Source organism: Flavobacterium hungaricum, assembly GCF_015182285.1.
Classification (GTDB): Bacteria; Bacteroidota; Bacteroidia; order Flavobacteriales; family Flavobacteriaceae; genus Flavobacterium; species Flavobacterium hungaricum.
In genome coordinates this window covers 87,533-113,539 of record NZ_PRDM01000006.1, presented here as the reverse complement: position 1 = coordinate 113,539, position 26,007 = coordinate 87,533, and the positions used below count along the sequence as shown (strand labels likewise).

Annotated in this window: 40 protein-coding genes; 1 reads left to right on the top strand and 39 read right to left on the bottom strand. The window is 34.3% G+C overall.

The genetic code is table 11. From position 1 onward, the window contains the following. Window positions 1–12: 12 nt before the first annotated feature. From C4F50_RS22480 to C4F50_RS22470, 3 genes are all read right to left on the bottom strand, one after another. The gene (locus tag C4F50_RS22480; protein ID WP_194140879.1) at window positions 13–807 is read right to left on the bottom strand and encodes a polysaccharide biosynthesis/export family protein; all 795 of its coding nucleotides are present in this window, start codon (window positions 805–807) and stop codon (window positions 13–15) included. Window positions 808–877: 70 nt separating this feature from the next. Beyond that, on the bottom strand, window positions 878–1,498 hold the full coding sequence (gene recR / locus C4F50_RS22475) for a recombination mediator RecR (RefSeq protein WP_194140878.1): 621 nt from the start codon (window positions 1,496–1,498) through the stop codon (window positions 878–880). Window positions 1,499–1,607: 109 nt separating this feature from the next. Beyond that, window positions 1,608–1,973: a CoA-binding protein gene (locus C4F50_RS22470; RefSeq protein WP_194140877.1), complete on the bottom strand. Its 366-nt coding sequence runs from the start codon at window positions 1,971–1,973 to the stop codon at window positions 1,608–1,610. A gap of 154 nt (window positions 1,974–2,127) precedes the next feature. Between C4F50_RS22470 and C4F50_RS22465 the strand changes: the two genes are divergently transcribed. Next, window positions 2,128–2,757: a MarC family NAAT transporter gene (locus tag C4F50_RS22465; RefSeq protein ID WP_194140876.1), complete on the top strand. Its 630-nt coding sequence runs from the start codon at window positions 2,128–2,130 to the stop codon at window positions 2,755–2,757. A gap of 74 nt (window positions 2,758–2,831) precedes the next feature. Here the strand turns inward: C4F50_RS22465 and ctlX are convergent, their stop codons facing one another. The 36 genes from ctlX to rpsG form a co-directional block, all read right to left on the bottom strand. Beyond that, a complete protein-coding gene (ctlX, locus tag C4F50_RS22460; RefSeq protein WP_194140875.1) occupies window positions 2,832–3,767 on the bottom strand; it encodes a citrulline utilization hydrolase CtlX in 936 nt (311 codons plus the stop codon). Window positions 3,768–3,832: 65 nt separating this feature from the next. Next, window positions 3,833–4,747, bottom strand: coding sequence for a dimethylarginine dimethylaminohydrolase family protein (locus C4F50_RS22455; RefSeq protein WP_194140874.1), 915 nt, complete (start codon window positions 4,745–4,747; stop codon window positions 3,833–3,835). A gap of 62 nt (window positions 4,748–4,809) precedes the next feature. Continuing rightward, window positions 4,810–6,087 carry a citrate synthase gene (locus C4F50_RS22450; RefSeq protein WP_194140873.1) on the bottom strand — a complete coding sequence of 426 codons (1,278 nt, stop codon included), beginning with the start codon at window positions 6,085–6,087 and terminating at the stop codon, window positions 4,810–4,812. A 154-nt stretch (window positions 6,088–6,241) separates the two neighbouring features. Then, on the bottom strand, window positions 6,242–7,534 hold the full coding sequence (gene eno / locus C4F50_RS22445) for a phosphopyruvate hydratase (protein ID WP_194140872.1): 1,293 nt from the start codon (window positions 7,532–7,534) through the stop codon (window positions 6,242–6,244). Between the two features lie 112 nt (window positions 7,535–7,646). After that, window positions 7,647–8,756: a glutamine-hydrolyzing carbamoyl-phosphate synthase small subunit gene (gene carA, locus C4F50_RS22440; RefSeq protein ID WP_194140871.1), complete on the bottom strand. Its 1,110-nt coding sequence runs from the start codon at window positions 8,754–8,756 to the stop codon at window positions 7,647–7,649. A gap of 240 nt (window positions 8,757–8,996) precedes the next feature. After that, on the bottom strand, window positions 8,997–9,485 hold the full coding sequence (gene rplQ, locus C4F50_RS22435) for a 50S ribosomal protein L17 (RefSeq protein ID WP_194140870.1): 489 nt from the start codon (window positions 9,483–9,485) through the stop codon (window positions 8,997–8,999). A gap of 36 nt (window positions 9,486–9,521) precedes the next feature. Then, the gene (locus tag C4F50_RS22430; protein WP_008464329.1) at window positions 9,522–10,514 is read right to left on the bottom strand and encodes a DNA-directed RNA polymerase subunit alpha; all 993 of its coding nucleotides are present in this window, start codon (window positions 10,512–10,514) and stop codon (window positions 9,522–9,524) included. Between the two features lie 21 nt (window positions 10,515–10,535). Next, on the bottom strand, window positions 10,536–11,141 hold the full coding sequence (gene rpsD, locus C4F50_RS22425; protein WP_035619621.1) for a 30S ribosomal protein S4: 606 nt from the start codon (window positions 11,139–11,141) through the stop codon (window positions 10,536–10,538). A gap of 92 nt (window positions 11,142–11,233) precedes the next feature. Beyond that, window positions 11,234–11,617 carry a 30S ribosomal protein S11 gene (rpsK, locus tag C4F50_RS22420; RefSeq protein WP_007803677.1) on the bottom strand — a complete coding sequence of 128 codons (384 nt, stop codon included), beginning with the start codon at window positions 11,615–11,617 and terminating at the stop codon, window positions 11,234–11,236. A gap of 8 nt (window positions 11,618–11,625) precedes the next feature. Further along, entirely contained in the window at window positions 11,626–12,000 is a 375-nt protein-coding gene (rpsM, locus tag C4F50_RS22415; protein ID WP_008464322.1) for a 30S ribosomal protein S13, read from the bottom strand. 2 nt (window positions 12,001–12,002) lie between these two features. Next, window positions 12,003–12,119: a type B 50S ribosomal protein L36 gene (ykgO, locus tag C4F50_RS22410; RefSeq protein WP_002987490.1), complete on the bottom strand. Its 117-nt coding sequence runs from the start codon at window positions 12,117–12,119 to the stop codon at window positions 12,003–12,005. A gap of 12 nt (window positions 12,120–12,131) precedes the next feature. Continuing rightward, window positions 12,132–12,347: a translation initiation factor IF-1 gene (gene infA / locus C4F50_RS22405; protein WP_007136545.1), complete on the bottom strand. Its 216-nt coding sequence runs from the start codon at window positions 12,345–12,347 to the stop codon at window positions 12,132–12,134. A gap of 7 nt (window positions 12,348–12,354) precedes the next feature. Further along, window positions 12,355–13,701 carry a preprotein translocase subunit SecY gene (gene secY / locus C4F50_RS22400; protein WP_194140869.1) on the bottom strand — a complete coding sequence of 449 codons (1,347 nt, stop codon included), beginning with the start codon at window positions 13,699–13,701 and terminating at the stop codon, window positions 12,355–12,357. Window positions 13,702–13,714: 13 nt separating this feature from the next. Then, window positions 13,715–14,167 (bottom strand): 50S ribosomal protein L15, encoded by a 453-nt coding sequence (gene rplO / locus C4F50_RS22395; protein ID WP_194140868.1) that lies wholly within the window; start codon window positions 14,165–14,167, stop codon window positions 13,715–13,717. A gap of 12 nt (window positions 14,168–14,179) precedes the next feature. Then, window positions 14,180–14,362: a 50S ribosomal protein L30 gene (gene rpmD, locus C4F50_RS22390; protein ID WP_008464315.1), complete on the bottom strand. Its 183-nt coding sequence runs from the start codon at window positions 14,360–14,362 to the stop codon at window positions 14,180–14,182. A gap of 10 nt (window positions 14,363–14,372) precedes the next feature. Beyond that, window positions 14,373–14,897: a 30S ribosomal protein S5 gene (gene rpsE / locus C4F50_RS22385; protein ID WP_085949269.1), complete on the bottom strand. Its 525-nt coding sequence runs from the start codon at window positions 14,895–14,897 to the stop codon at window positions 14,373–14,375. Window positions 14,898–14,900: 3 nt separating this feature from the next. Beyond that, the gene (gene rplR, locus C4F50_RS22380) at window positions 14,901–15,251 is read right to left on the bottom strand and encodes a 50S ribosomal protein L18 (protein ID WP_194140867.1); all 351 of its coding nucleotides are present in this window, start codon (window positions 15,249–15,251) and stop codon (window positions 14,901–14,903) included. Between the two features lie 11 nt (window positions 15,252–15,262). Next, a complete protein-coding gene (gene rplF / locus C4F50_RS22375; RefSeq protein WP_194140866.1) occupies window positions 15,263–15,805 on the bottom strand; it encodes a 50S ribosomal protein L6 in 543 nt (180 codons plus the stop codon). An 18-nt stretch (window positions 15,806–15,823) separates the two neighbouring features. After that, complete coding sequence (gene rpsH / locus C4F50_RS22370; RefSeq protein WP_029272051.1) at window positions 15,824–16,222, bottom strand: 30S ribosomal protein S8; 399 nt, start codon at window positions 16,220–16,222, stop codon at window positions 15,824–15,826. 104 nt (window positions 16,223–16,326) lie between these two features. Further along, window positions 16,327–16,596, bottom strand: coding sequence for a 30S ribosomal protein S14 (rpsN, locus tag C4F50_RS22365; RefSeq protein WP_008464305.1), 270 nt, complete (start codon window positions 16,594–16,596; stop codon window positions 16,327–16,329). Window positions 16,597–16,599: 3 nt separating this feature from the next. Beyond that, complete coding sequence (gene rplE / locus C4F50_RS22360) at window positions 16,600–17,151, bottom strand: 50S ribosomal protein L5 (protein ID WP_017495015.1); 552 nt, start codon at window positions 17,149–17,151, stop codon at window positions 16,600–16,602. Window positions 17,152–17,153: 2 nt separating this feature from the next. Continuing rightward, complete coding sequence (rplX, locus tag C4F50_RS22355; RefSeq protein WP_007803650.1) at window positions 17,154–17,468, bottom strand: 50S ribosomal protein L24; 315 nt, start codon at window positions 17,466–17,468, stop codon at window positions 17,154–17,156. A gap of 11 nt (window positions 17,469–17,479) precedes the next feature. Beyond that, the gene (gene rplN, locus C4F50_RS22350; RefSeq protein WP_007803649.1) at window positions 17,480–17,848 is read right to left on the bottom strand and encodes a 50S ribosomal protein L14; all 369 of its coding nucleotides are present in this window, start codon (window positions 17,846–17,848) and stop codon (window positions 17,480–17,482) included. Window positions 17,849–17,850: 2 nt separating this feature from the next. Continuing rightward, the gene (gene rpsQ / locus C4F50_RS22345; protein WP_194140865.1) at window positions 17,851–18,111 is read right to left on the bottom strand and encodes a 30S ribosomal protein S17; all 261 of its coding nucleotides are present in this window, start codon (window positions 18,109–18,111) and stop codon (window positions 17,851–17,853) included. A gap of 17 nt (window positions 18,112–18,128) precedes the next feature. After that, window positions 18,129–18,320 carry a 50S ribosomal protein L29 gene (rpmC, locus tag C4F50_RS22340; RefSeq protein WP_008464297.1) on the bottom strand — a complete coding sequence of 64 codons (192 nt, stop codon included), beginning with the start codon at window positions 18,318–18,320 and terminating at the stop codon, window positions 18,129–18,131. A gap of 12 nt (window positions 18,321–18,332) precedes the next feature. Continuing rightward, on the bottom strand, window positions 18,333–18,758 hold the full coding sequence (gene rplP, locus C4F50_RS22335; protein WP_017495016.1) for a 50S ribosomal protein L16: 426 nt from the start codon (window positions 18,756–18,758) through the stop codon (window positions 18,333–18,335). Window positions 18,759–18,777: 19 nt separating this feature from the next. Continuing rightward, window positions 18,778–19,536, bottom strand: a complete 759-nt coding sequence (gene rpsC, locus C4F50_RS22330) for a 30S ribosomal protein S3 (RefSeq protein WP_008464292.1) — start codon at window positions 19,534–19,536, stop codon at window positions 18,778–18,780. 5 nt (window positions 19,537–19,541) lie between these two features. Beyond that, window positions 19,542–19,955, bottom strand: coding sequence for a 50S ribosomal protein L22 (rplV, locus tag C4F50_RS22325; protein ID WP_007803631.1), 414 nt, complete (start codon window positions 19,953–19,955; stop codon window positions 19,542–19,544). 6 nt (window positions 19,956–19,961) lie between these two features. Beyond that, entirely contained in the window at window positions 19,962–20,240 is a 279-nt protein-coding gene (rpsS, locus tag C4F50_RS22320) for a 30S ribosomal protein S19 (protein WP_031456039.1), read from the bottom strand. Between the two features lie 6 nt (window positions 20,241–20,246). Then, window positions 20,247–21,071, bottom strand: coding sequence for a 50S ribosomal protein L2 (gene rplB, locus C4F50_RS22315; protein WP_008464287.1), 825 nt, complete (start codon window positions 21,069–21,071; stop codon window positions 20,247–20,249). Between the two features lie 9 nt (window positions 21,072–21,080). Continuing rightward, on the bottom strand, window positions 21,081–21,371 hold the full coding sequence (gene rplW, locus C4F50_RS22310; protein ID WP_194140864.1) for a 50S ribosomal protein L23: 291 nt from the start codon (window positions 21,369–21,371) through the stop codon (window positions 21,081–21,083). Between the two features lie 7 nt (window positions 21,372–21,378). After that, window positions 21,379–22,008, bottom strand: coding sequence for a 50S ribosomal protein L4 (gene rplD, locus C4F50_RS22305; protein WP_194140863.1), 630 nt, complete (start codon window positions 22,006–22,008; stop codon window positions 21,379–21,381). Beyond that, the gene (rplC, locus tag C4F50_RS22300) at window positions 22,008–22,625 is read right to left on the bottom strand and encodes a 50S ribosomal protein L3 (RefSeq protein ID WP_194140862.1); all 618 of its coding nucleotides are present in this window, start codon (window positions 22,623–22,625) and stop codon (window positions 22,008–22,010) included. The genes rplD and rplC overlap by 1 nt, the downstream gene beginning before the upstream one ends. 407 nt (window positions 22,626–23,032) lie before the next feature. Further along, window positions 23,033–23,338, bottom strand: a complete 306-nt coding sequence (gene rpsJ / locus C4F50_RS22295) for a 30S ribosomal protein S10 (protein ID WP_007803605.1) — start codon at window positions 23,336–23,338, stop codon at window positions 23,033–23,035. Between the two features lie 11 nt (window positions 23,339–23,349). Beyond that, window positions 23,350–25,506 (bottom strand): elongation factor G, encoded by a 2,157-nt coding sequence (gene fusA / locus C4F50_RS22290; protein ID WP_194140861.1) that lies wholly within the window; start codon window positions 25,504–25,506, stop codon window positions 23,350–23,352. A gap of 11 nt (window positions 25,507–25,517) precedes the next feature. Further along, on the bottom strand, window positions 25,518–25,994 hold the full coding sequence (gene rpsG, locus C4F50_RS22285; protein WP_026727879.1) for a 30S ribosomal protein S7: 477 nt from the start codon (window positions 25,992–25,994) through the stop codon (window positions 25,518–25,520). Window positions 25,995–26,007 lie beyond the last annotated feature (13 nt).

Sequence of the window (26,007 nt, the reverse complement as noted above, 5' to 3'; positions counted from 1 at the left end):
TTAAAGGTTCTTTTAGTTTTTGATAATTAGATATACTGTAGTTGCCAAAGATAACAGTGTAATGATTGTTCCAATTGACTGAATTCCTGTTTGTCCTGTACCCCAAGTTTTTTGTCTTAAAGGTTTTACATAAATGTAATCGTTAGGCTGTAAATTGTAAAAAGGCGATTTCATTACGTTCACATCTGTCAAATCTAATTCCTGCATCTGTACTCCAGTCGGATTCTGGCGAATTACTGTCACTGCACGTCTATTTCCAACAGTGGTGATATCTCCCGAATTGGCAATGGCTTCCATGATATTTACATTTTCTTTAAACAACATTTTTGTACCTGTGCTTCCTACTTCGCCATTAATCGTATATCTGAAACCTCCTAATTTTACGTTCACAAAAAGATTTGCTTCGCTCTTAAAATATTCTTCTAATAATTTCTTTTCTATTTTAATACGAACTTCTTCTAATGTAAAACCAATTACATTTATTTCACCTAAAAGCGGCATTCTAATGTTTCCGTGGTCATCTACAGTAAAACCATCAAAATAAAGTGTAGATTCAGATTTAGCTGTACTTCCAGATCCATTTTCTGAAGTATTAAAAATCGAAACTAATTTTGGATCACTAGCTTTTATATTGATACTTATAATATCGTTTACCTGTAACCTATAAGGTTTTAAATCTACTTCTTTAACATTATTTTGTTCGCTTGAAGTGTCTTTATCCTGCAGATAAACTAATTCTTTAAGAGGAATACAAGAAGTAAATAGCGAACTAATTAATAGTAAGATATAAATGCTTTTTTTTGTCATCAGTTTAAATTTGTCGCAAATATAGCTTTTCCTTTAAATTTCAGGAAATCTAAGTTTAATTTGGGTTTAGTTAATTATTTTTAAATGTTTTTTCAAACGGAACTCTATGCAAAATGCTTCTTCCCAGAGTAATTTCGTCAGCATACTCAAGCTCATCACCAACAGAAATTCCTCTCGCAATTGTTGAAATGATGATATTCGTATCTACAATTTGTTTATAGATATAGAAATTGGTAGTATCTCCTTCCATTGTAGAACTTAAAGCAAAAATAATTTCATCAACTTTTCCTTGCTTCACTTTTTCAACCAAACTGTAAATGGTAAGCTGGCTTGGCCCGACTCCTTCAATTGGAGAAATTTTACCTCCCAAAACATGATAAATTCCTTTATATTGGCCTGTATTCTCAATTGCCATTACATCTCGAATATCTTCAACAACACAAATGGTTCGATGATTTCTGTTACTGTTTGCACAAATTTCACAGACTTTTGTATCCGAAATATTATGGCAGCTTTCACAAAATTTAATATCTTCTCTCATCGCCAAAAGTGCTTGAGATAAAAAAGCAGTTTGTTCTTTAGGTTGTTTCAACAGATGAAGCACTAAGCGCAACGCCGTGCGCTTACCAATACCTGGAAGTTGCGACATTTCGCCTACTGCTTTTTCTATTAATTTTGATGAAAATTCCATAGCGACAAAAGTAATACTTTAAAGTTGCTTTTTAACTTTAATTACTTCACTATTATTTAGTTTCAAATCAAGATTTGTTATACATTCAAAAAGAGGTTTTTCTTTCAAATCAATATTGATTTGTAGCCAGTAAAACCAAAGTACAGGCAACTTCAACTTCAATATTATTCAACTCAAGTAATTGATACAGTTCTGGATTCTCTGTTCCTGGATTAAATACTACTCTTTTTGGATGAGCTTCTACAATATAATTATAGTAATCTCTCTGACGAGAAGGATTTAAATAAAGCGTAATAGTATCTATATTTTTAACTGGAATCGCTTTAGTTTGAATTTTTACTCCAGCAACTTCTCCTGCCTTTTGGCCAATTGCCAAAACAGAGTGCCCTTTTCCAACCAACATATTTACTGCTCTATATGAATAACGTTCTGGATTTGTGGATGCTCCAAGAACTAGTGTTTTTTTATTTTTCATTTTTTCGATTTAGAAATGCAAAAGTAATCAAAAAGATTGAGCCTTATTTTATTTACCTATTTTAGATAACTTAATATTTAAAACCTGCATCCTAACATCGATCAGTATTTAAGTATTAAAAAAAGAGTACTTTTACTTTATTAACCCAATTTTTATGGAATTATTTATTTACTTATTTGCCGCATTATTTTCAGTTCTTAATCCAATCGGAACCGTACCCATCTTTGTCGGATTAACACAGCATGATTCTAAAAAAGAAAGATCTAGAATTTCTCTATGGACTGCTATTAATGTATTTATTATTTTATTGGTATCTTATTTTATCGGCCAATATGTATTATCCTTTTTCGGAATTAGTATTGACGCCTTAAGAATTGCAGGAGGAATTGTGATCGTAAATTCTGGCTTTTCTTTACTTTCAGGAAAATTCAACAAAAAACGAGGAATTAATAAAAAGATCGAAAATGAAGCGCACCAGCGAAATGATATCGCACTTACACCACTGGCTATTCCTATGCTTGCAGGACCAGGTTCTATGTCACTTTTAATTGCTTTCTATCAAGAACATCACGAACTTAACGAAATTATAATTTCAACTTTAGCAATTCTAGCCATAGCAATTGCCATTTTTGCTATTTTAAAAAGTGCCCATTATTTAGCTAGAATCTTGGGTGCGTCAGGAATTGTTGCCATTTCTAGAATTGTTGGTTTTATTGTAATTTCTATCGGAATTCAATACATTGTAAGTTCGATTGTAAATATCATAAAAGGAAATTTGATGTAATTAATTTCTTTGTCAAACATAAAAAAAGGGATAAAACTTGACGTTTTATCCCCTCTTTTTATCAAAATTCTGAATTAATTTTTAGGTAAAAAAACTTCAGCCATCATACATCTGGCACTTCCTCCTCCACAAGCCTCGATAGTATCTAAACTTGAACTTAAAATCTCAGCATGATTTTCTAACTGAGCAATTTGTTTAGGAGTCAAACTTTGATGAGCAGATGCACTCATGACAATATATCGTTTGTCATTAGAACCGCGAAGTTCCAACATATTCCCCGCAAAATTATTCACTTGTGCTTCTGTTATTAAGATAATTTCTTTGTTATCGGCTTTCAAATTATCCAAAACCATTTTGCGTTCTTTTTTATCATCAATACAATCTGCGCAGATAACGGCAAAAGTTTCTCCTAAACACATCATTACATTGGTATGATAAATCAGTTTACGTTCTCCTTCAACAGTTTGAAAAGCTTCAAAAATGACCGGTGCATAATCAAAATCTTCACAGAATTCTATAAATAATTCTTCATCTGCTCGAGGTGATAACGCACAGTATGCTTTCCCATTAGCTCTGTCTAATAATAAACTTCCTGTTCCTTCTAAAAAAATACCATCTTCTTCTGCAGAAGTATAATCCATAATATTGGTGATTTCGAATCCTTTTTCTTCCAAAGTATCCAAAATATCTTCACGACGTTCCTGACGACGATTTTCTGCAAACATAGGATATAATGCTACATCCCCATTTTCATGAAACGAAACCCAATTGTTTGGAAAAACACTATCTGGAGTATCTGTTTCTAATGTATCTTCAATCACAGTTACATCAACACCAACTTCTCTAAGTTTTTCAACAAAAGCATCAAATTCTTGTTGTGCTTTAGCATTTACAGTACTTGGCAAAAGTCCGTCTAATACTTTTTGGTAGTAATTATTAACAGCCGTTTGTTCATTCATTCTGAATGCAGCTGGGCGAATCATAACGATTGAATTTGTTGTTTGTTTCATTTTTCTTTTTGTTTCAGATTACAAATTTCAGCTTTTTCTAACTTGAAACTTGAAACTGTTGTTTCTTACTCTCTAATTAATGGTAAAGTTGAACATCTCAACAGACCTTCTTGTTTTGCAATTTCTGCATATGGAATTTCTTCTACTGTAAAACCATTTGCTCGGAGCCAGTTATTCAATCGGGTAAAATTCTTTTCAGAAACCACAATGTTTTCATCAATGGAAAACACATTAGAAAACATATTATACATTTCGTTTCTTTCGATATGAAATAAATTTTCTTTTCCAAAAAGATTTACCAAGTATAAATAATCTGCTTCTTCGCGGAAACCTCTTTTATAAATAATACCTTTATCTTTTCCAACAGGCTGAAAACAACAGTCTAAATGCAAAGCATTATCTCTAGCTTCAAGTTTAGATTTTACTAAATCAAACTCTTTTACAATTTTATTTGGAAACAATTCTTTAATAAAGTTTACACCATGCATGTTGGTTCTAGCTGTAATGTAATCTTTATAATCACTCCCTTTATATGTTCCAATAAAGATATGATCATTCCAAAGCATAACATCTCCTCCTTCAATATGAACTTCTTCTGGCGGACGAACTACTTTTAAAGGGTTTATTTGATCTATTACATATTGAATCGCGTCCAATTCACGCTCTCTATCTGGAAGAATATTTGATTTCACAAAAATGTCATCAATTACAAACCCAATATCTCTGGCAAATATCTGGTTGTAGTTCTCAATCATTTCCGGACGATAGACAGTTACATCATATTTTTGAAAAACGGCATTAAAAGCATCCATTTCAACAACCATATCTTTTTCTACAGGATAAGTTCCTGCCTTAATATGTTCCAATGATTTAGGATCATAAGCTTCCTCAATTGTTGGAGTAGGCCCATTATGAACAGCAGAACCCAAAACAACAGCACGTAGTCTCGATGTTTCGTTCTTTACATTTAATTGCAACATAACCTTATTATATTTTGAGCAAATATAAAAAAAGCTTCACAGTTAAGTGAAGCTTTCTTTTTTTATTTATTAGACTTGAACTCTCTTAAAGGGTGTCCAGTATAAATTTGTCTTGGTCTTCCGATTGGCTCTTTATTTTCACGCATTTCTTTCCATTGCGCGATCCAACCTGGTAATCTTCCGATAGCAAACATTACTGTAAACATATCTGTTGGTATACCTAAAGCTCTGTAAATAATTCCAGAATAAAAATCTACGTTTGGATATAGATTTCTAGACTTGAAGTAATCATCTTCTAAAGCTGCTGTTTCTAATTTTCTTGCAATATCCAAAATTGGATCTTCAACACCTAAAGTTTCTAATACTTCAGTAGCTGCTTTTTTGATGATTTTTGCTCTTGGATCAAAGTTTTTATAAACTCTGTGTCCGAATCCCATTAAACGGAAAGGATCGTTTTTATCTTTCGCTTTCGCTAAAAACTTATCAGTATCACCACCGTCTTTATTAATCTCCTCAAGCATTTCTAACACAGCTTGGTTTGCACCTCCATGAAGAGGTCCCCAAAGAGCAGAAACTCCAGCCGAAACAGAAGCAAATAAACCTGCGTGAGAAGAACCTACCATTCTAACTGTAGATGTAGAACAGTTTTGCTCATGGTCTGCGTGAAGAATAAATAATTTATCTAATGCATTTACAATTACTGGATTTGCTGAATAAGGTCCTGTAGGCAATTTAAACATTAATTGCATAAAGCTTTCTACATATCCTTTTGTGTTGTCATAGTAATTTAAAGGATATCCCATAGACTTTCTGTAAGTCCATGTAGCAATTACAAGAAATTTAGCCATTGTTTTGCAAATAGCTTCATACATTTCTTTTTCATTATCAACATTTACAGCTTTCGGGTTAAATGCTGTTAAAGCACTTGTCAAAGCAGACAATACTCCCATTGGGTGAGCTGTTTTTGGAAAGCCATCAATGATATTTTTCATCTCTTCGTTTACCAAAGAATGTTTTTTAATACCACTTTCAAATTGCTCCAATTCAGCAGCTGTTGGAAGTTCACCAAAAATTAAAAGATAGGAAACTTCTAAAAAGCTTGCTTTTTCAGCTAAGTCTTCAATTGAATACCCTCTGTAACGCAGGATCCCTAACTCTCCATCTAGGAAAGTGATTTCACTTTTACATGAACCAGAGTTCTTGTAACCTGGATCAATTGTAATAACACCTGTTAAATCACGTAATTTGTTGATATCAATAGCCGATTCATTTTCACTTCCTGTAATTACTGGAAGTTCAATTTTTTGACCGTCTATTTCTAATGTAGCTATTTTTGACATAATATATGAGAAATAATTCTTTAAATAATATTTTACCAAATCTAATAAATTTAAGACTAATTAAAAAAAGAATACTGCTATGAATTTGTTAAAACTCCAAAAAAAAACCATCTGCTCACACAGATGGTTTCTTTTCAACATATAATCGTTACAATTATTTAATTTTAAATGCATTTAAACCTGGGAAATAAGCTGTACTTCCTAGTTCTTCTTCAATTCTTAATAATTGGTTGTATTTTGCCATACGGTCTGAACGAGATGCAGAACCAGTTTTAATTTGACCACAATTTAAAGCAACAGCTAAATCTGCAATTGTATTATCTTCTGTTTCTCCAGAACGGTGAGACATTACAGATGTATAACCAGCATTTTTAGCCATATTTACAGCCGCAATCGTTTCAGTCAAAGTTCCGATTTGGTTTACTTTTACTAAAATAGAATTCGCAATTCCTTTTTGAATTCCAGTAGACAAACGCTCAACGTTAGTAACGAATAAATCATCCCCTACTAATTGCACTTTATCACCAATTTTTTCAGTCAAATATTTCCATCCATCCCAGTCATTTTCGTACATACCATCTTCGATAGAAATAATTGGGTATTTAGCTGCAAGTTCTGCTAAATAATCAGCTTGCTCTTCAGAAGTTCTGATTTTTCCAGTTTCTCCTTCAAATTTAGTATAATCGTATTTTCCGTTTACATAAAATTCAGAAGCAGCACAGTCAAGAGCAATCATAATTTCATCACCAAAAGAATAACCTGCTTTTTCAACAGCTAATTTAATTGTATCTAAAGCATCTTCCGTTCCACCAGCTAAGTTTGGAGCAAAACCACCTTCGTCACCTACAGCAGTACTCAAACCTCTATCGTGTAAAACTTTTTTCAAGCTATGAAAAATCTCAGTTCCCATTTGCATAGAATGTGTAAAAGAAGTTGCTTTTACAGGGAAAATCATAAACTCTTGAAATGCGATAGGTGCATCAGAATGCGAACCACCATTTATGATGTTCATCATTGGAACTGGCAATGTGTTTGCAGAAACACCACCCACGTATCTGTATAATGGCAATCCAAGTTCGTTAGCAGCAGCTTTTGCAGCAGCCAAAGAAACTCCTAAAATTGCGTTAGCGCCTAATTTTGATTTATTCGGAGTTCCGTCTAAATCAATCATTAATTGATCAATTGTGTTTTGTTCGAAAACAGAAGTTCCAACTAACTCCTCAGCAATAACAGTATTTACATTATTCACTGCATTCAAAACACCTTTACCTAGGTAAGCTTTACCTCCATCACGTAATTCAACAGCCTCGTGCTCTCCAGTTGATGCTCCAGATGGAACAGCAGCTCTACCTAAAACTCCGTTTTCAGTTACTACATCAACTTCAATAGTAGGATTACCTCTAGAATCAAGAATTTGTCTTGCGTGAACTTTAATTATAATACTCATTATTTTTGTTTTTTATTAATAAATTATACTTTTTTTTTCGAAATTATAAAATTATTTAATACTATAAACGCATCTTAGTCATTAAACAGTTTTATTTATTAACTACATCGTTTTAGACTTTTGCAAGTTTTATATTCTCCACAAATTGATCAAATAAATAAGAAGAATCATGTGGTCCAGGACTTGCTTCCGGATGGTATTGCACTGAAAAACAATTCTTGTTCTTCATTCTCATTCCAGCCACAGTTTCATCATTCAAATGTATATGCGTAAGTTCTAATTCCGGATGACCTTCTAAAGCTTCTCTTTTTACAGCAAAACCATGATTTTGAGAAGTAATCTCACCTTTACCTGTTAAAAGATTTTTTACAGGATGATTTATTCCTCTATGTCCTCCAAACATTTTATAGGTCTTAACACCATTTGCAAGAGCAATTACTTGATGCCCTAAACAAATCCCAAACAAAGGCTTATCTTCAGCTATAATTCTTTTAGCAACTTCAATTGCTCCGTATAACGGATCCGGATCTCCAGGACCATTTGACAAGAAATAACCATCTGGATTAAAAGCTGTCAAATCTTCATATGTTGAATCGTATGGAAAAACTTTAATGTAGCAATCTCTCTTAGCAAGGTTTCTTAAAATATTCTTTTTTATACCCAAGTCTAAAGCAGAAATTTTATATGTAGCATTTTCATCACCAATAAAATAAGGTTCTTTTGTAGAAACTTTAGATGCTAACTCTAGCCCCTCCATATCAGGCACATTTGCCAATTCTTTCTTTAAATCTTCAATAGAAGTTCCATCAGTACAAATGACAGCGTTCATAGCACCATTATCTCTAATGTAACTAACTAAAGCTCTCGTATCAACATCAGAAATGCATATCAAATTTTGTTTTGCAAAATAATCTTCTAAACTTCCAGAAGCACCTTCTCTTGAATAATTGAAGCTGAAATTTTTACAAACCAACCCAGAAATTTTTACGCTTTCAGATTCGACTTCTAAATCATTTATACCATAATTACCAATATGCGGATTTGTGGTAACCATAATTTGTCCAAAATACGAAGGATCAGTAAAAATCTCTTGATATCCCGTCATCCCAGTATTAAAACAAACTTCACCAAAAGTTTTACCACTGATACCAATAGATTTTCCGTGAAAGATGGTTCCATCACTAAGTAATAAAATGGCGCTTTGTCGTGTTGTGTATTTCATTATTTAATTTGTATTGTTTTTTTTATCATCGTAAATCCTAAACAGATTTTAGGTGCAATTAGATATTTTGCAAATTTAACTCTTTAAAGGAGTGTGTCCAAGATTTTTTAGAACTTTCACTCATAAAAATAAAACCGCTTACTCTAAATAAGTTAGATTTTTAGTTCAAAAATTTCAAAAAAAAAGGATAAACTAAAAATTAGTTTATCCTTGATTTTTATAGAATGATTACTCTCATAATTATTCAGAAGCTTCTGTAGTCGTTTCAGTCTCAGCAGCAGGAGCTTCTGCAGCAGGAGCATCCTTTTTAGCTTTACCACCACGACGGCTTTTCGCTTTTTTAACTTCTTTTTTACCTCCATTGTAAAGTTCATTGAAATCTACAAGTTCGATCATTGCCATATCAGCATTATCTCCTAAACGATTTCCAACTTTAATGATACGAGTGTATCCACCTGGACGGTCTCCAACTTTAGCAGCTACATCTCTGAACAAATCAGTTACTGCATATTTGCTGCGTAAGTAAGCAAAAACAATACGACGGTTGTGAGTCGTATCCTCTTTTGATTTTGTAATTAAAGGCTCAACAAATTGTTTAAGCGCTTTAGCTTTAGCAACAGTAGTATTAATACGTTTGTGCTCAATAAGAGAACAAGCCATATTAGCTAACATAGCTTTTCTATGTCCAGTCTGTCTGCTTAAGTGATTGAATTTTTTTCCGTGTCTCATTGCTATTTTAAATTTAATCCGCCGCAGCGGATTGAATTATTCTTTATCTAATTTGTATTTAGCTAAATCCATTCCGAAAGTTAAATTCTTCACTGCAACAAGTTCATCAAGTTCAGTTAAAGATTTTTTACCGAAATTACGGAATTTCATTAGGTCATTTTTATTGAACGATACTAAATCACCAAGTGTATCAACTTCAGCCGCTTTCAAGCAATTTAATGCTCTCACAGATAAATCCATATCAACAAGCTTAGTTTTAAGCAATTGTCTCATATGCAATGACTCTTCATCATACGATTCTGTTTGTGCAATTTCGTCAGCCTCAAGTGTAATTCTTTCATCAGAGAACAACATGAAATGGTGAATTAAAACTTTAGCAGCTTCAGTAAGAGCATCTTTTGGATTAATAGATCCATCAGTTTTAATTTCAAAAACTAATTTTTCGTAATCTGTTTTTTGCTCTACACGGAAATTTTCGATTGCATATTTTACATTTTTTACCGGAGTAAAAATAGAATCTGTAAAAATTGTTCCAATTGCAGCATTCTGTTTTTTGTTCTCTTCAGCAGGAACGTATCCTCTACCTTTTTCGATTGTTAAATCGAAGTTCAATTTGATTTTCGAATCTAAATTACAGATAACAAGGTCTGGATTCAAAACTTGAAAACCTGAGATAAATTTTTGAAAATCACCTGCTGTCAATTGATCTTTACCAGAAACAGAAATAGTAACTGATTCATTATCTATATCTTCAATTTGACGTTTGAAACGTACTTGTTTTAGATTAAGGATAATTTCGGTAACGTCCTCAACAACACCTGAAATAGTAGAAAACTCATGATCTACACCCTCGATACGAACCGATGTAATTGCATAACCTTCTAACGCTGAAAGCAAAACTCTTCTAAGTGCATTACCAACTGTCAATCCGTAACCAGGTTCCAAAGGTCTAAATTCGAATTTACCTTCAAAATCGGTTGAATCGATCATGATAACTTTATCGGGCTTTTGAAAATTAAATATTGCCATAAATTTCGACTAAGTCAATTATTATTTGTTGTACAACTCTACGATTAATTGTTCTTTAATGTTTTCTGGAATTTGAAGTCTCGCAGGTACAGAAACAAAAGTTCCTTCTTTAAGATCATTGTTCCAAGTAATCCATTCATAAACATGACTTGAATTTGATAAAGAACGTTCGATAGCTTCTAAAGATTTAGATTTTTCACGAACTGCAACTTTATCACCAGGCTTAAGGTGGTAAGAAGGAATATTTACAACTTCTCCATTTACAGTAACGTGTCTGTGAGATACAATTTGACGTGCACCTCTTCTAGAAGGAGCAATACCCATTCTAAAAACTACGTTATCCAATCTTGCTTCGCATAATTGTAATAAAACTTCACCAGTAACTCCTTTAGTAGCTGATGCTTTTTCGAATAAATTTCTGAATTGTTTTTCTAAAATTCCATAAGAATATTTAGCTTTTTGCTTTTCCATTAACTGAACAGCGTACTCAGATTTTTTTCCTCTTTTTTTAGCCATCCCGTGTTGTCCAGGTGGGTAATTTCTTTTTTCGAATGATTTATCATCTCCAAAGATTGCTTCGCCAAATTTACGGGCGATTCTTGTGCTAGGACCAGTATATCTTGCCATTTTAAATTGTTTAAGATAGAGATTATGAATTCAGGTCTTATCCTTCGATAATCTATGTTCTATCTACGTTATACTATAATTAAATTTGAGTATTAAACTCTACGTCTTTTTGGAGGACGACATCCGTTGTGAGGCATTGGAGTAACATCGATAATCTCAGTTACTTCAATTCCACCGTTATGAATAGAACGGATAGCAGACTCACGTCCGTTTCCTGGTCCTTTTACATAAACTTTTACTTTTTTAAGTCCTGCTTCAAGAGCTACTTTACTACAATCTTCTGCTGCCATTTGAGCCGCGTACGGAGTATTCTTTTTAGAACCTCTGAAACCCATTTTACCAGCTGAAGACCAAGAAATAACTTCACCTTTCTTATTAGTCAAAGAAATGATAATATTATTGAAAGTCGCAGAAATATGAGCTTCACCCGTTGATTCAACGATAACTTTACGTTTTTTTGCAGTTGCTTTAGCCATATTACTTATTATTTAGTTGCTTTTTTCTTGTTAGCAACAGTTTTTCTTTTACCTTTTCTAGTTCTAGAGTTGTTTTTAGTTCTTTGCCCTCTTAAAGGAAGACCAGATCTGTGACGAATACCTCTGTAACAACCAATATCCATTAAACGTTTAATGTTTAAAGAAATTTCAGAACGTAATTCTCCTTCAATTTTGTAAAATGAAACAGCTTCACGAATTGCTCCGATTTCGTCATCATTCCAATCTTGAACTTTCTTATCTTGGCTTACTTGAGCTTTTTCTAAAATCTCAATAGCTCTACTTTTTCCTAATCCAAAGATGTAGGTAAGTGCAATAACACCTCTTTTGTTTTTTGGGATATCTACCCCTGCTATTCTTGCCATAATTATCCTTGTCTTTGTTTAAATCTAGGATTCTTTTTGTTTATTACGTACAATCTCCCTTTTCTACGCACGATAATACACTCGGCGCTTCTCTTTTTTACTGATGCTCTAACTTTCATATTGAATATCCTTTAATATCGATAAGTAATTCTTGCTTTTGACAAATCATAAGGACTCATTTCTAGTTTCACTTTATCACCAGGTAATAATTTGATGTAATGCATTCGCATTTTACCAGAAATATGAGCAATTACAATATGTCCATTTTCTAACTCTACACGGAACATCGCATTAGATAATGCTTCGATGATTGATCCGTCTTGTTCTATTGCTGATTGTTTTGCCATAAATATATTAAGCTACTGCTTTTCTATTTTTACCAGTCTTCATTAAACCATCATAATGCTTGTTTAACAAGTATGAATTGATTTGTTGAATAGTATCTATTGCAACTCCAACCATAATTATTAATGAGGTACCTCCAAAAAACATTGCCCAAGATTGTTGTACATCCATAATACTTACAACAATAGCTGGGAACACAGCAATCAAAGCAAGGAATAAAGATCCTGGGAAAGTTATTAAAGACATCACCTTATCTAAGAATTCAGAAGTTTCAGCCCCTGGTCTTACCCCTGGAATAAAACCACCGCTTCTCTTTAAATCATCGGCCATCTTGTTAGTAGGTACAGTGATTGCAGTATAAAAGAATGTAAATACAATAATTAAAGTTGCAAAAACAAAATTATACCAGAAACCAAACATATTACTAAATGTCCCAACAATTGATTGTGATGTTTCTGATTTAGACAATCCAGCTACAGCAGCCGGTATAAACATAATTGCCTGAGCAAAAATGATTGGCATAACCCCAGAAGCATTAAGCTTAAGTGGAATCCATTGTCTGTTACCACCAGCCAAATCCTGCTCATAGTCTCCAGTTGTTGTACGACGAGCGTATTGAACTGGTATTCTACGCACCGCCATTGTAAGCAATACACAAGAAATGATTACCAATAACCACACAATAATTTCAATAACTAATAACATTGGACCTCCATTGTTATTGGTAACTCTCGTTGTAAACTCTTGAATAAAAGCTTGTGGTAAACGAGCAAGAATACCAACCATAATTAATAATGAAATTCCGTTACCTATACCTTTATCTGTAATTTTTTCTCCAAGCCACATAGCAAAAATTGTACCTGTAACAAGAATAATAACAGAAGAAAACAAAAATTCTGGTGAATTAAAGCCCAGTAAAAATGCATTACTAGGCAATGTTTTATATAAATTATAGATATAAGTTGGACCTTGAACCAGTGTAATAGCTATAGTCAACCAACGAGTGATTTGATTAATCTTTTTTCTACCACTTTCTCCATCATTTTGAAGTTTTTGCAAATATGGAATCGCAATCCCCATTAACTGAACAACAATAGACGCAGAAATATAAGGCATAATACCTAAAGCAAAAACAGAAGCTTTAGAGAAAGCACCCCCAGTGAACATGTCTAGAATAGATCCTAGACCATTTTTAGTTTGTCCCGCTAAACCAGTCAATTGCGTTGCATCAATTCCAGGAAGCGTAACGTGTGCTCCAAAACGATATACTAAAAGTAATCCTAATGTAATTAAGATTCTATTTTTCAGTTCTTCGATTTTCCAAACATTACTTATTGATTCAATAAATTTCTTCATCTTAATAGATAAGTTATATTGTTACAGCTTCTCCACCAGCAGCTTCAATCGCCGCTTTTGCAGTAGCAGTAAATTTGTGGGCAGTTACTTTTAATTTTGCTTTCAATTCTCCTCTACCTAAAATCTTAACGATTTCATTTTTAGTAGCTAGACGATTTGCTACGAAATCTGTCATAGAAACAGAATCAGTAATTGAACCATTGTCTACCAATAATTGAAGCGTATCTAAATTAACACCTTCGTATTCTTTACGATTGATGTTTTTGAAACCAAACTTAGGCACACGTCTTTGAAGAGGCATCTGCCCACCCTCAAAACCAATCTTTTTAGAATAACCAGAACGAGATTTAGCCCCTTTGTGTCCTCTTGCAGCGGTACCACCTTTTCCAGAGCCTTCTCCTCTACCTAATCTTTTATTTTGATTGTGTGTAGATCCTTCAGCAGGTTGTAAGTTACTTAAATTCATAACAGTATTTTGTTATTTAGCTTCTTCTACAGAAACTAAGTGTTTAACTTTGTTTATCATCCCAAGGATAGCAGGATTTGACTCATGCTCCACAACTTGTCCAATTTTACGTAGACCTAAAGCTTCTAATCCTCTTTTTTGAGAAAGCGGACAGTTGATTTTGCTTCTTACTTGTTTTACTAATAATTTAGCCATAATTTCCTAATTAACCTTTAAAAACTTTCTCTAAAGAAACACCTCTTTGTTTTGCAACAGTATGAGCGCTTCTCATTTGCAATAAAGCATCAAAAGTTGCTTTTACTACGTTATGTGGATTTGATGATCCTTGAGATTTAGACAATACATCGTGAATACCTACTGACTCAAGAACTGAACGAACAGCTCCACCAGCGATAACTCCTGTACCATGAGACGCAGGAATTAAGAATACACGAGCACCACCAAATTTACCTTTTTGTTCGTGAGGAACAGATTGTCCATTCAAAGGAATTCTAACTAAGTTTTTCTTTGCATCTTCTACTGCTTTCGCAATTGCTTCAGAAACGTCTTTAGATTTTCCTAATCCATGACCAACTACTCCATTTTCATCACCTACAACTACAATAGCAGAAAAACCGAAAGCTCTACCACCTTTTGTAACTTTAGTAACACGATTAACACTAACTAGACGATCTTTAAGTTCAAGACCACTAGGTTTTACTAATTCTACATTTTTGTATTTAGACATAATATATTAGAATTTAAGTCCAGCGGCTCTTGCGCCTTCTGCTAATGATTTAATACGACCGTGATACAAATATCCACCTCTATCAAAAGTGATGGTATCAATCCCAGCTTTTAACGCTTTCTCTGCAACAAGTTTTCCAACAGCAGCAGCGATTTCAACGTTAGTACCTTTTCCTATTTCTTTTTCTCTTGAAGATGCAGCTAATATAGTAACTCCATTTACATCATCAATGATTTGAGCGTAAATTTCTTTATTACTTCTAAAAACAGAAAGTCTTGGTCTAGCAGCAGAACCACTAATCGCTTTTCTAATTCTGTATTTAATTCTCTGTCTTCTATCAGATTTTGTTAATGACATAATCTTATTTTTTAAGCTGATTTACCTGCTTTTCTTCTTAATACTTCACCCACAAACTTAACACCTTTTCCTTTATACGGCTCAGGCTTACGGAAACCTCTGATTTTCGCAGCAACTTGACCTAAAAGTTGTTTATCAAATGATGTTAATTTTACGATAGGGTTTTTTCCTTTTTCAGATATTGTTTCTAAACTTACTTCAGGAGCAATTTCTAAAACAATATTGTGAGAATATCCAAGAGCTAAATCTAACTTTTGACCTTGGTTTGAAGCTCTGTAACCAACTCCAACTAATTCTAGTTCTTTAGTAAAACCTTCAGATACACCAACAATCATATTACTAATTAATGATCTGTATAATCCGTGTTTTGCTCTTTGGTCTTTATGATCAGATGATCTTTCAACTAAGACTTGATCACCTTCAACTTTTACAGTTACGTCCGAAAACTCCTGAGTTAGTTGACCTTTTTTTCCTTTTACTGTAATAATACCGTCTTTAACTTCTACAGTTACACCAGCAGTGATTACAATTGGGCTTTTACCTATTCTTGACATCTTATCTAGTGTTTAAAATTAGTATACGTAACAAATTACTTCACCACCTACATTTAATTGCTTAGCTTGTTTTCCTGTCATCAAACCTTTTGATGTAGAAACAATAGCAATTCCTAATCCGTTAAGGATTCTAGGTAATTTGGCAGCACCTGCGTACTTACGTAAACCAGGTTTACTAATTCTTTGAATATCTTTAATTACAGGCTCTTTAGTATCTTTATCATACTTCAAAGCAATTTTGATCGAACCTTGAACAGTGTTCGTTTCAAATTTGTAACTCAAGATGTAACCTTGATCAAATAAGATCTTAGTTATCTCTTTTTTTAGATTAGATGCTGGAATTTCAACAACTTTGTGGTTTGCAGCCACAGCGTTACGAACTCTAGTCAAATAATCTGCAATAGGATCTGTATACATATGTATTTGATTGCGATTATGGTTTTCGGGAAACACTCGTTTCCCGAACCTTTAATCAATTAAAATTATTTTTTGGTTTGCAAAAGTAATAACTTATTGCGAGATTACCAAGACGCCTTTTTAACTCCAGGAATTAATCCATTATTAGCCATCTCACGGAAAGTTACACGTGAAATACCAAATTGACGAATATAACCTCTTGGTCTTCCTGTTAATTTACAACGATTGTGCAAACGAACTGGTGAAGCATTTTTTGGTAATCTTTGTAAGCCTTCATAATCTCCAGCTTCTAACAAAGCTTTTCTTTTTTCAGCGTACTTAGCTACCGTTTTCTCTCTTTTCACCTCACGGGCTTTCATTGATTCTTTAGCCATGTCTTAATTCTTTTTAAAAGGTAAACCTAATTCAGCCAATAATGACTTTGCTTCTTTATCAGTTTTTGCAGTAGTAACAAAAGTAATATCCATTCCTGAAATTTTGTTTACTTTGTCAATATCAATTTCTGGGAAAATGATTTGCTCTAAAACTCCAAGATTGTAATTTCCTCTTCCGTCGAAACCTGTAGCTTTGATACCACTAAAATCTCTAACGCGCGGTAAAGCAGAAGTAATAAGTCTATCCAAAAACTCATACATTCTCTCACCACGTAAAGTAACTTTTGCTCCAATAGGCATCCCTTTTCTCAATTTGAAAGACGCAACGTCTTTCTTTGAAATTGTAGATACTGCTTTTTGTCCAGTGATCTTTGTTAACTCATCAACAGCATAGTCAATAAGTTTTTTATCAGATACAGCTGCACCAACTCCACGGCTCAAAACGATTTTTTCCAATTTAGGAACTTGCATTACGTTTGTATATCCGAATTCCTCTTTAAGAGCAGAGATAACTCTACTCTTATATTCTTCTTTTAGTCTAGGTGTATATGCCATTACTATAGTACTTGATTAGATTTTTTTGAAAATCTTACTTTCTTATCTCCTTCTACTCTAATACCAACTCTAGTTGTTTCCTTAGTTTTAGGATCAATTAGTGAAATGTTAGATATTTGTATAGAAGCTTCTTTCTTAACGATACCACCTTGAGGGTTTTTAGCACTTGGTTTTGTATGTTTCGAAACCATGTTTACACCTTCAACTATCGCTTTATTTTTCTCACGGTAAACACGTAAAACTTTACCTTCAGCACCTTTATGGTCTCCAGCAATTACTCTTACGATATCTCCTGATTTTATTTTTAGCTTTATCATCTTAAAACGAATTAAAGCACTTCTGGTGCTAATGATACAATTTTCATGAATTGTTTTTCACGAAGTTCTCTTGCTACCGGACCAAAAACACGAGTTCCTCTCATTTCACCTGCAGCGTTCAAAAGAACACATGCATTGTCATCGAAACGGATATAAGAACCATCAGCTCTTCTCACTTCTTTTTTGGTACGTACAACAACTGCAGTTGAAACAGCTCCTTTTTTCACGTTTCCGTTTGGAGTTGCATCTTTGATAGAAACTACAATCTTGTCACCAACAGAGGCATACCTTCTTTTGGTACCTCCTAAAACACGGATAGTTAAAACTTCTTTTGCTCCCGTGTTATCTGCTACTTTTAGTCTTGATTCTTGTTGTACCATAATTATTTAGCTCTTTCTAAGATTTCAACTAATCTCCAACATTTTGTTTTACTTAAAGGACGCGTTTCGCTAATTCTTACAGTATCTCCAATGTTACAGTCGTTTTTTTCGTCGTGTGCAACGTATTTTTTAGTTTTCAACACGAACTTACCGTATAATGGGTGTTTTACTTTTCTTACTTCAGCAATAACAATAGACTTATCCATTTTATTTGAAGTAACTACACCTATTCTTTCTTTTCTTAAATTTCTTTTTTCTTCCATCTTTCAGCAGAATACAATTATTGTAACTCTCTTTTAGTTAACTCAGTAGCTAATCTAGCAACTGTTCTTCTTACACTTCTAATTTGAAGTGGGTTTGCAATTGGAGAAATAGCGTGAGCCATTTTTAGGTCAGCATATACTTTCTTAGTTTGACTAAGCTTTTCTTGCAACTCCGCTGCAGAAAGATCTTTTATTTCTGATTGTTTCATAATAAATATAAATTATGCTTCGAAATCTCTAGCAACGACGAACTTAGTTTTTACTGGAAGTTTTTGAGCTGCAAGACGTAAAGCCTCTTTTGCAACTGATAATGGAACTCCTCCAACTTCAAACATAATTCTTCCTGGTTTAACAACAGCAGCCCAATACTCAACTGCTCCTTTACCTTTACCCATACGTACTTCAAGAGGTTTCTTAGTAATAGGTTTGTCTGGAAATATTTTAATCCATAATTGTCCCTCTCTCTTCATGTAACGAGTTGCAGCAATACGCGCAGCTTCGATTTGACGAGAAGTTAAGAACATTCCATCTTCATGTACAGATTTAATACCAAACATTCCATTTGAAAGTTCATGCCCTCTTTGAGAGTTACCTTTCATTTTACCTTTTTGTACCTTACGGTATTTTGTTCTTTTAGGCTGTAACATTTTTCTTTAGTTTAAAAATTTACTTTCTTTTACGAGCATCTGGTTTTCCGCCTTTGTTAAAGTTAGATTTGCCTCTAGGAGCATCTCCACCTTTACCACCACCTGTACCAGATTGTTTTTTGTCCATTCCAGCAAGTGGAGAAAGTTCTCTCTTACCGTAAACTTCACCTTTCATGATCCATACTTTGATCCCCATTCTACCGTAAGTAGTATGAGCTTCAGCCAAAGCATAGTCAATGTCAGCTCTGAAAGTTGATAGAGGAATTCTACCTTCTTTGAAACCTTCTGAACGTGCCATCTCAGCTCCATTCAAACGACCAGAAATCAAAACTTTGATACCTTCAGCGTTCATACGCATAGAAGCAGCAATAGCCATTTTGATTGCACGTCTGTAAGAGATACGGCTTTCGATTTGACGAGCGATGCTTGTCGCCACAAGATAAGCATCTAATTCAGGTCTTTTAATTTCAAAGATGTTAATTTGAACCTCTTTGTCAGTAACTTTCTTAAGTTCCTCTTTTAACTTGTCTACCTCTTGTCCGCCTTTACCGATAATGATACCAGGTCTAGCAGTAGTGATAGTAACGGTTACAAGCTTTAAAGTTCTCTCGATGATTACTTTAGATACACTAGCTTTTGATAAACGAGCGTGGATATACTTTCTGATTTTGTGATCTTCGGCAAGTTTATCACCGTAATCATTTCCACCATACCAGTTTGAGTCCCACCCTCTGATGATACCAAGTCTATTTCCAATTGGATTTGTCTTTTGTCCCATGCTGCTTAAGAATTGCTTTGTGTGTTATTGATAGCTCCAAGCACGATTGTAACGTGGTTAGAACGTTTTCTTATTCTGTGTGCACGACCTTGTGGAGCTGGACGAAGTCTTTTTAACATCATTCCACCATCTACTCTGATCTCTTTAACAAATAATCCAGCTTCTTCTAAATTACCTTCACTATTTTTTTGCTCCCAGTTATTGATTGCAGATAATAATAGTTTTTCTAATTTTCTTGAAGCTTCTTTAGAACTGAATCTTAAGATGTTAAGTGCTCTTTCTACCTTCTGACCTCTTACCAAGTCCGCTACTAAGCGCATTTTTCTAGGTGAAGTAGGGCAGTTATTCAATTTTGCGAAAGCAATAGACTTATTAGCCTCTTTTCTCGCATCTGCTGTTTCTCTTTTACGAACTCCCATTGCTTCTTATTTTTTACCTTTATTTTTTGCTCCAGCATGACCTCTAAAAGATCTAGTTGGTGAAAACTCTCCTAATTTGTGACCTACCATGTTTTCTGTTACGTAAACTGGTACAAATTGACGACCGTTATGAACTGCGATAGTTTGTCCAACAAAATCCGGAGTAATCATAGAGGCTCTAGACCAAGTCTTAACTACTCCATTTTTTCCGCTTTCAATGTTTTCCTGAACTTTCTTGTCTAATTTATAATGAACGAAAGGTCCTTTTTTTAATGAACGTGCCATATCTTATTATTTCTTTCTACGTTCTACGATATACTTGTTACTCGGGTTTTTCTTAGAACGAGTTCTGTAACCTTTAGCTGGCAATCCGTTTCTTGAACGTGGGTGCCCTCCAGAAGAACGTCCTTCACCACCTCCCATAGGGTGATCAACAGGGTTCATCGCTACCGGTCTAGTTCTAGGTCTTCTTCCTAACCATCTTGTTCTACCTGCTTTTCCAGATACAACTAATTGGTGGTCAGAGTTAGAAACAGCTCCAATTGTAGCCGAACAAGTTAACAAGATCAATCTTGTTTCACCAGATGGCATTTTAATTGTTGCATATTTCCCGTCTCTTGCCATTAACTGAGCAAAAGTTCCAGCTGAACGAGCAATAACTGCTCCTTGACCTGGACGTAACTCAATACAAGATATAACAGTTCCAAGAGGAATTCTGCTTAAAGGTAATGTATTACCAATCTCTGGTTGAGATTCTGGACCAGAAACTAATTTCTGACCAACTTTCAATCCGTTTTGAGCGATAATATAAGTTTTCTCTCCATCAGCGTAAGCTAATAAAGCAATAAACGCAGTACGATTTGGATCGTATTCGATTGATTTCACTGTAGCTGGAATTCCATCTTTAGTTCTTTTGAAATCAATAATACGATATCTCTGCTTGTGACCACCACCCGTATAACGCATGGTCATCTTTCCTTGACTATTTCTACCTCCAGAGTTTTTTATCGGCGCTATCAAAGAGCGTTCCGGCTTATCAGTTGTAATAGCGTCATAACCATTCACAACTCTAAATCGCTGACCTGGGGTAATAGGTTTTAATTTTCTTACTGACATTTTTCTATCTTAGATATTGTTGTAAAAATCAATTGTTTCTCCTTCTTGTACTTGAACAATTGCTTTTTTAATTGCATTTGTCTTTCCACTGATTAAACCACTTTTAGTGTATTTTGTACTTCTATCCGGTCTAACGTTCATCGTGTTTACAGAAACAATAGTTACTCCATAAGCAGCCTCAACAGCTTTCTTAATTTCAACTTTGTTTGCTTTTTTGTTAACAACGAATCCGAAGCGGTTTAAAACTTCACTTTCTTTGGTTACTTTTTCCGTTACTATAGGTCTAATAATGATACTCATAATCCTATTATTTGCTTAAATTTTCTTCAATTAACTCCAAAGAACCTTCTAAAAGCACCAAATTATTAGTGTTTAATATAGCGTAAGTGCTTAATTCTGAGCTAGTTACGACATTAGAAGCCTTTAAATTGCGTGACGACAAATATACATTTTTATTTGACTCGCCCAACACAAATAGAGATTTTTTACTTTCTAACCCTAAAGCTTTCAAAACGTTAACGAAATTTTTAGTGTTTGGTACATCAAAATTAAAGTCTTCAAGAACGATAATATTTGACTCTTTTGCTTTGATAGAGAAAGCAGATTTTCTAGCCAATCTTTTCAAGTTTTTATTCAATTTAAATGAATAACTTCTTGGTCTTGGTCCGAAAACTGTTCCACCACCTTTAAACAATGGGTTTTTAATACTTCCCGCACGAGCAGTACCTGTTCCCTTTTGTTTTTTAATCTTACGCGTACTACCAGTTACTTCAGCTCTTTCTTTAGCTTTGTGAGTACCTTGTCTTTGATTAGCAAGATATTGCTTAACATCAAGATATACAGCGTGATTGTTTGGTTCAATTGCGAATACTGAATCAGAAAGTTGAACTTTTCTACCAGTATCTTTTCCGTTGAAATCTAATACTTTTACTTCCATTACTTCTGAATGATTACGTAAGAGTTTTTGTGCCCAGGAATACATCCTTTAACAACAAGTAGGTTCTTATCAGCAACTACTTTTAAAACTCTAAGGTTTTGAACTTTTACATTATCTCCTCCCATTCTTCCAGCCATACGCATTCCTTTGAATACTCTAGATGGATAAGAAGAAGCTCCTACAGAACCTGGCGCTCTTAAACGGTTGTGCTGACCATGAGTAGCTTGTCCAACACCACCAAAACCGTGACGTTTTACAACACCTTGGAAACCTTTACCTTTAGACACACCTTGTACATCTACAAATTCTCCTTCTTCAAAAATAGAAACATCAATAAGATCTCCTAATTTTTGCTCAGTTGCGAAATCTTGGAATTCAACGACTTTTTTCTTAGCAACAGTTCCAGCTTTTTTAAAGTGACCTAAAGCCGCTTTAGTAGAATGTTTCTCGTTTTTGTCATCGAAACCAAGTTGCAACGCTTCGTACCCGTCAACACCTTTGGTTCTGACTTGGGTAACAACACACGGCCCAGCTTCGATTACTGTACAAGGAATGTTTTTCCCGTTTTCGTCGAAAATACTAGTCATGCCGATTTTTTTACCAATTAACCCAGACATAAATATTAATTATTAATTACTAAAATTCCCTTCAATTTGAAAATAACAGAAATTTCCAAACAGGGAGTGCAAAAGTAGATATTAAAATTGAATATACCAAACAGTTACGAAAATTAAATCGCTCATAATCAAAATCCAAGCCCAGAACCACAAACAAAACCAAACCCAATTACTTAAAAACAAAAAATAAAAACCTGTATTTATACCCGCACAGACTTAACAATTAATTAATCGAATCGCAACAAAAAAAATACCGCAACCCCTTTAATACATAAGCATTTAAAAAAATACCCCTAAAAACAAATTAAAAAAAACACTCAAAAAGAGCATAAAAAAACCCATACCCAGAAACAAAAAAAAGCGAGACAAAATGCCTCGCTTTTATATATAAAATATAATAAAAAAAATTATACTTTGATCTCTACTTCTACTCCACTTGGCAATTCAAGTTTCATTAAAGCATCAATAGTTTTAGATGAAGATGAATAAATATCAATCAATCTCTTGTATGACATTACTTCAAATTGCTCTCTCGCTTTTTTATTAACGTGCGGAGAACGCAATACAGTGAAAAGTTTTTTGTGAGTTGGCAACGGAATTGGACCTGTTACAACCGCTCCAGTAGTTTTTACTGTTTTTACGATCTTTTCAGCAGATTTATCCACCAACATGTGATCGTAAGATTTTAGTTTTATTCTGATTTTTTGACTCATTTTCTTAAGAATTAAGCGTTACCTTTTGCTTTTTTAATTACCGCTTCTGAAATATTAGAAGGCGTCTCTGCATAGTGAGAAAACTCCATTGTTGAAGTAGCTCTACCTGAAGACAATGTTCTTAATGTAGTAACATAACCAAACATTTCAGATAAAGGCACATCAGCTTTAATAGTTTTAGCTCCGTTTCTATCACCCATATCATTAACCTGACCTCTACGACGGTTCAAGTCACCTACGATATCACCCATGTTTTCTTCTGGAGTAATAACTTCGATTTTCATGATTGGCTCAAGAATAACAGCTCCAGCAGCACGTCCAGATTCTTTATAACCCATTCTTGCAGCTAACTCAAAAGATAATGCATCAGAATCCACAGGGTGGAAAGATCCATCAGTTAAAGTTACTTTCAAACTATCCACAGCATATCCTGCTAATGGACCAGTTTTCATCGCTTCTCTAAATCCTTTTTCAACAGCAGGGATATATTCTTTAGGAACGTTACCACCTTTTACAGCATTGATAAATTGCAATCCAACCGGAACTTTACCATCAACTTCATCAGCAGGCTCAATTGTAAATACGATATCACCGAATTTACCACGACCTCCAGATTGTTTTTTGTAAGTTTCTCTATGCGTAGCAGCTCTTGTAAATGCTTCTTTGTACTCAACCTGAGGCTCACCTTGGTTCACCTCCACTTTGAATTCACGCTTCATTCTATCAACCAAGATATCTAAGTGAAGCTCACCCATACCAGAGATAATAGTTTGACCTGAAGCCTCATCTGTTCTAACTGTAAACGTTGGATCCTCTTCAGCTAATTTTGCTAAAGCCATACCCATTTTATCAACGTCAGCTTTAGTTTTAGGCTCAATAGCAATACCAATTACTGGATCAGGGAATTTCATAGATTCCAAAATAATTGGATTCTTTTCATCACATAAAGTATCTCCAGTTTTAATATCTTTAAATCCTACAGCAGCTCCAATATCTCCAGCCTCAATAAATTCGATTGGATTTTGCTTGTTAGCATGCATTTGGTAAATACGAGAAATTCTCTCTTTATTACCAGAACGAGTATTTAAAACATAAGAACCAGCATCTAAACGTCCAGAATAAGCACGGAAGAAAGCTAAACGACCTACGAATGGGTCAGTAGCAATTTTAAATGCCAAAGCAGCAAAAGGCTCTTTTACATCTGGCTTACGCAAGATTTTAGTTTGATCTTCTTCTAATAAATCAGCATCGTCAGGGTGAATACCCTCAATACCTTCTTTATCCAAAGGAGATGGTAAATATTTACAAACTGCATCTAACATAAATTGAACTCCTTTGTTTTTAAAAGAAGAACCAGCAAGCATAGGAATGATTGCCATGTCGATTGTCGCAGCTCTTAATGCATTGTTGATCTCTTCTTCAGTAATAGAGTTTTCATCCTCCATGTACTTATCCAAAAGATTTTCGTCGTAAGTAGCAATTTCTTCAATAAGAATTGAACGATATTGTCTAACTTCATCAACCATGTCAGCAGGAATGTCAACGATATCAAAAGTAGCCCCTTGAGTTTCATCATGCCATACAATAGCTTGATTTTTCACTAAGTCAACAATACCTTTAAAATCAGCTTCATCTCCGATAGGCAAAGTAATCGCAACAGCGTTTGACTTCAACATATCTTTAACCTGTCCGCATACTCCTAAGAAGTTAGCACCTTGACGGTCCATTTTATTTACGAATCCCATACGAGGAACTCTATATTGATCAGCAAGTCTCCAGTTAGTTTCTGATTGCGGCTCAACACCATCAACAGCACTAAATAAGAAGACTAAACCATCAAGTACACGTAAAGAACGGTTTACCTCTACAGTAAAGTCAACGTGTCCAGGAGTATCAATAATATTAAAGTGGTATGGCAATGATTCTGGTAAAACTTTACCTTGCTCTGTTGGAAAGTTCCAAGTACAAGTTGTAGCAGCAGAAGTAATTGTAATACCTCTTTCCTGCTCTTGCGCCATCCAGTCCATTGTAGCAGCACCATCGTGCACCTCACCAATTTTGTGTGACTTACCAGTATAAAAAAGAATACGCTCAGTTGTTGTTGTTTTTCCAGCATCAATGTGAGCAGCAATTCCGATATTTCTTGTATATTTTAAATCTCTAGCCATTTCTTTACGAATTAAAATCTAAAGTGAGAGAAAGCTTTATTAGCTTCTGCCATTTTGTGAGTATCCATTCTTTTCTTAACTGCCGCACCTTCTTCTTTAGCCGCAGCTAAACATTCTGACGCTAAACGTTGTGCCATAGATTTTTCATTTCTTCTTCTTGAATAAAGTATCAACCACTTCATTGCCATAGAAATTTTTCTATCTGGACGAATCTGCATTGGAATTTGGAATGTAGCTCCACCTACTCTACGACTACGTACTTCTACGTGAGGCATAACATTAGTTAAAGCATCTTTCCAGATCTCTAATGAAGTTTTTTCGTCATTTTGCTTCTTAGTTTCGATGATATCAATAGCATCGTAAAAAACTTTAAAAGCTGTAGACTTCTTACCGTCCCACATTAAGTTGTTTACAAAACGTGTTACCAATTGATCATTAAACCTTGGATCTGGTAAAAGTGGTCTTTTCTTTGCCGCTCTTTTTCTCATGTCTTTTTCTTAA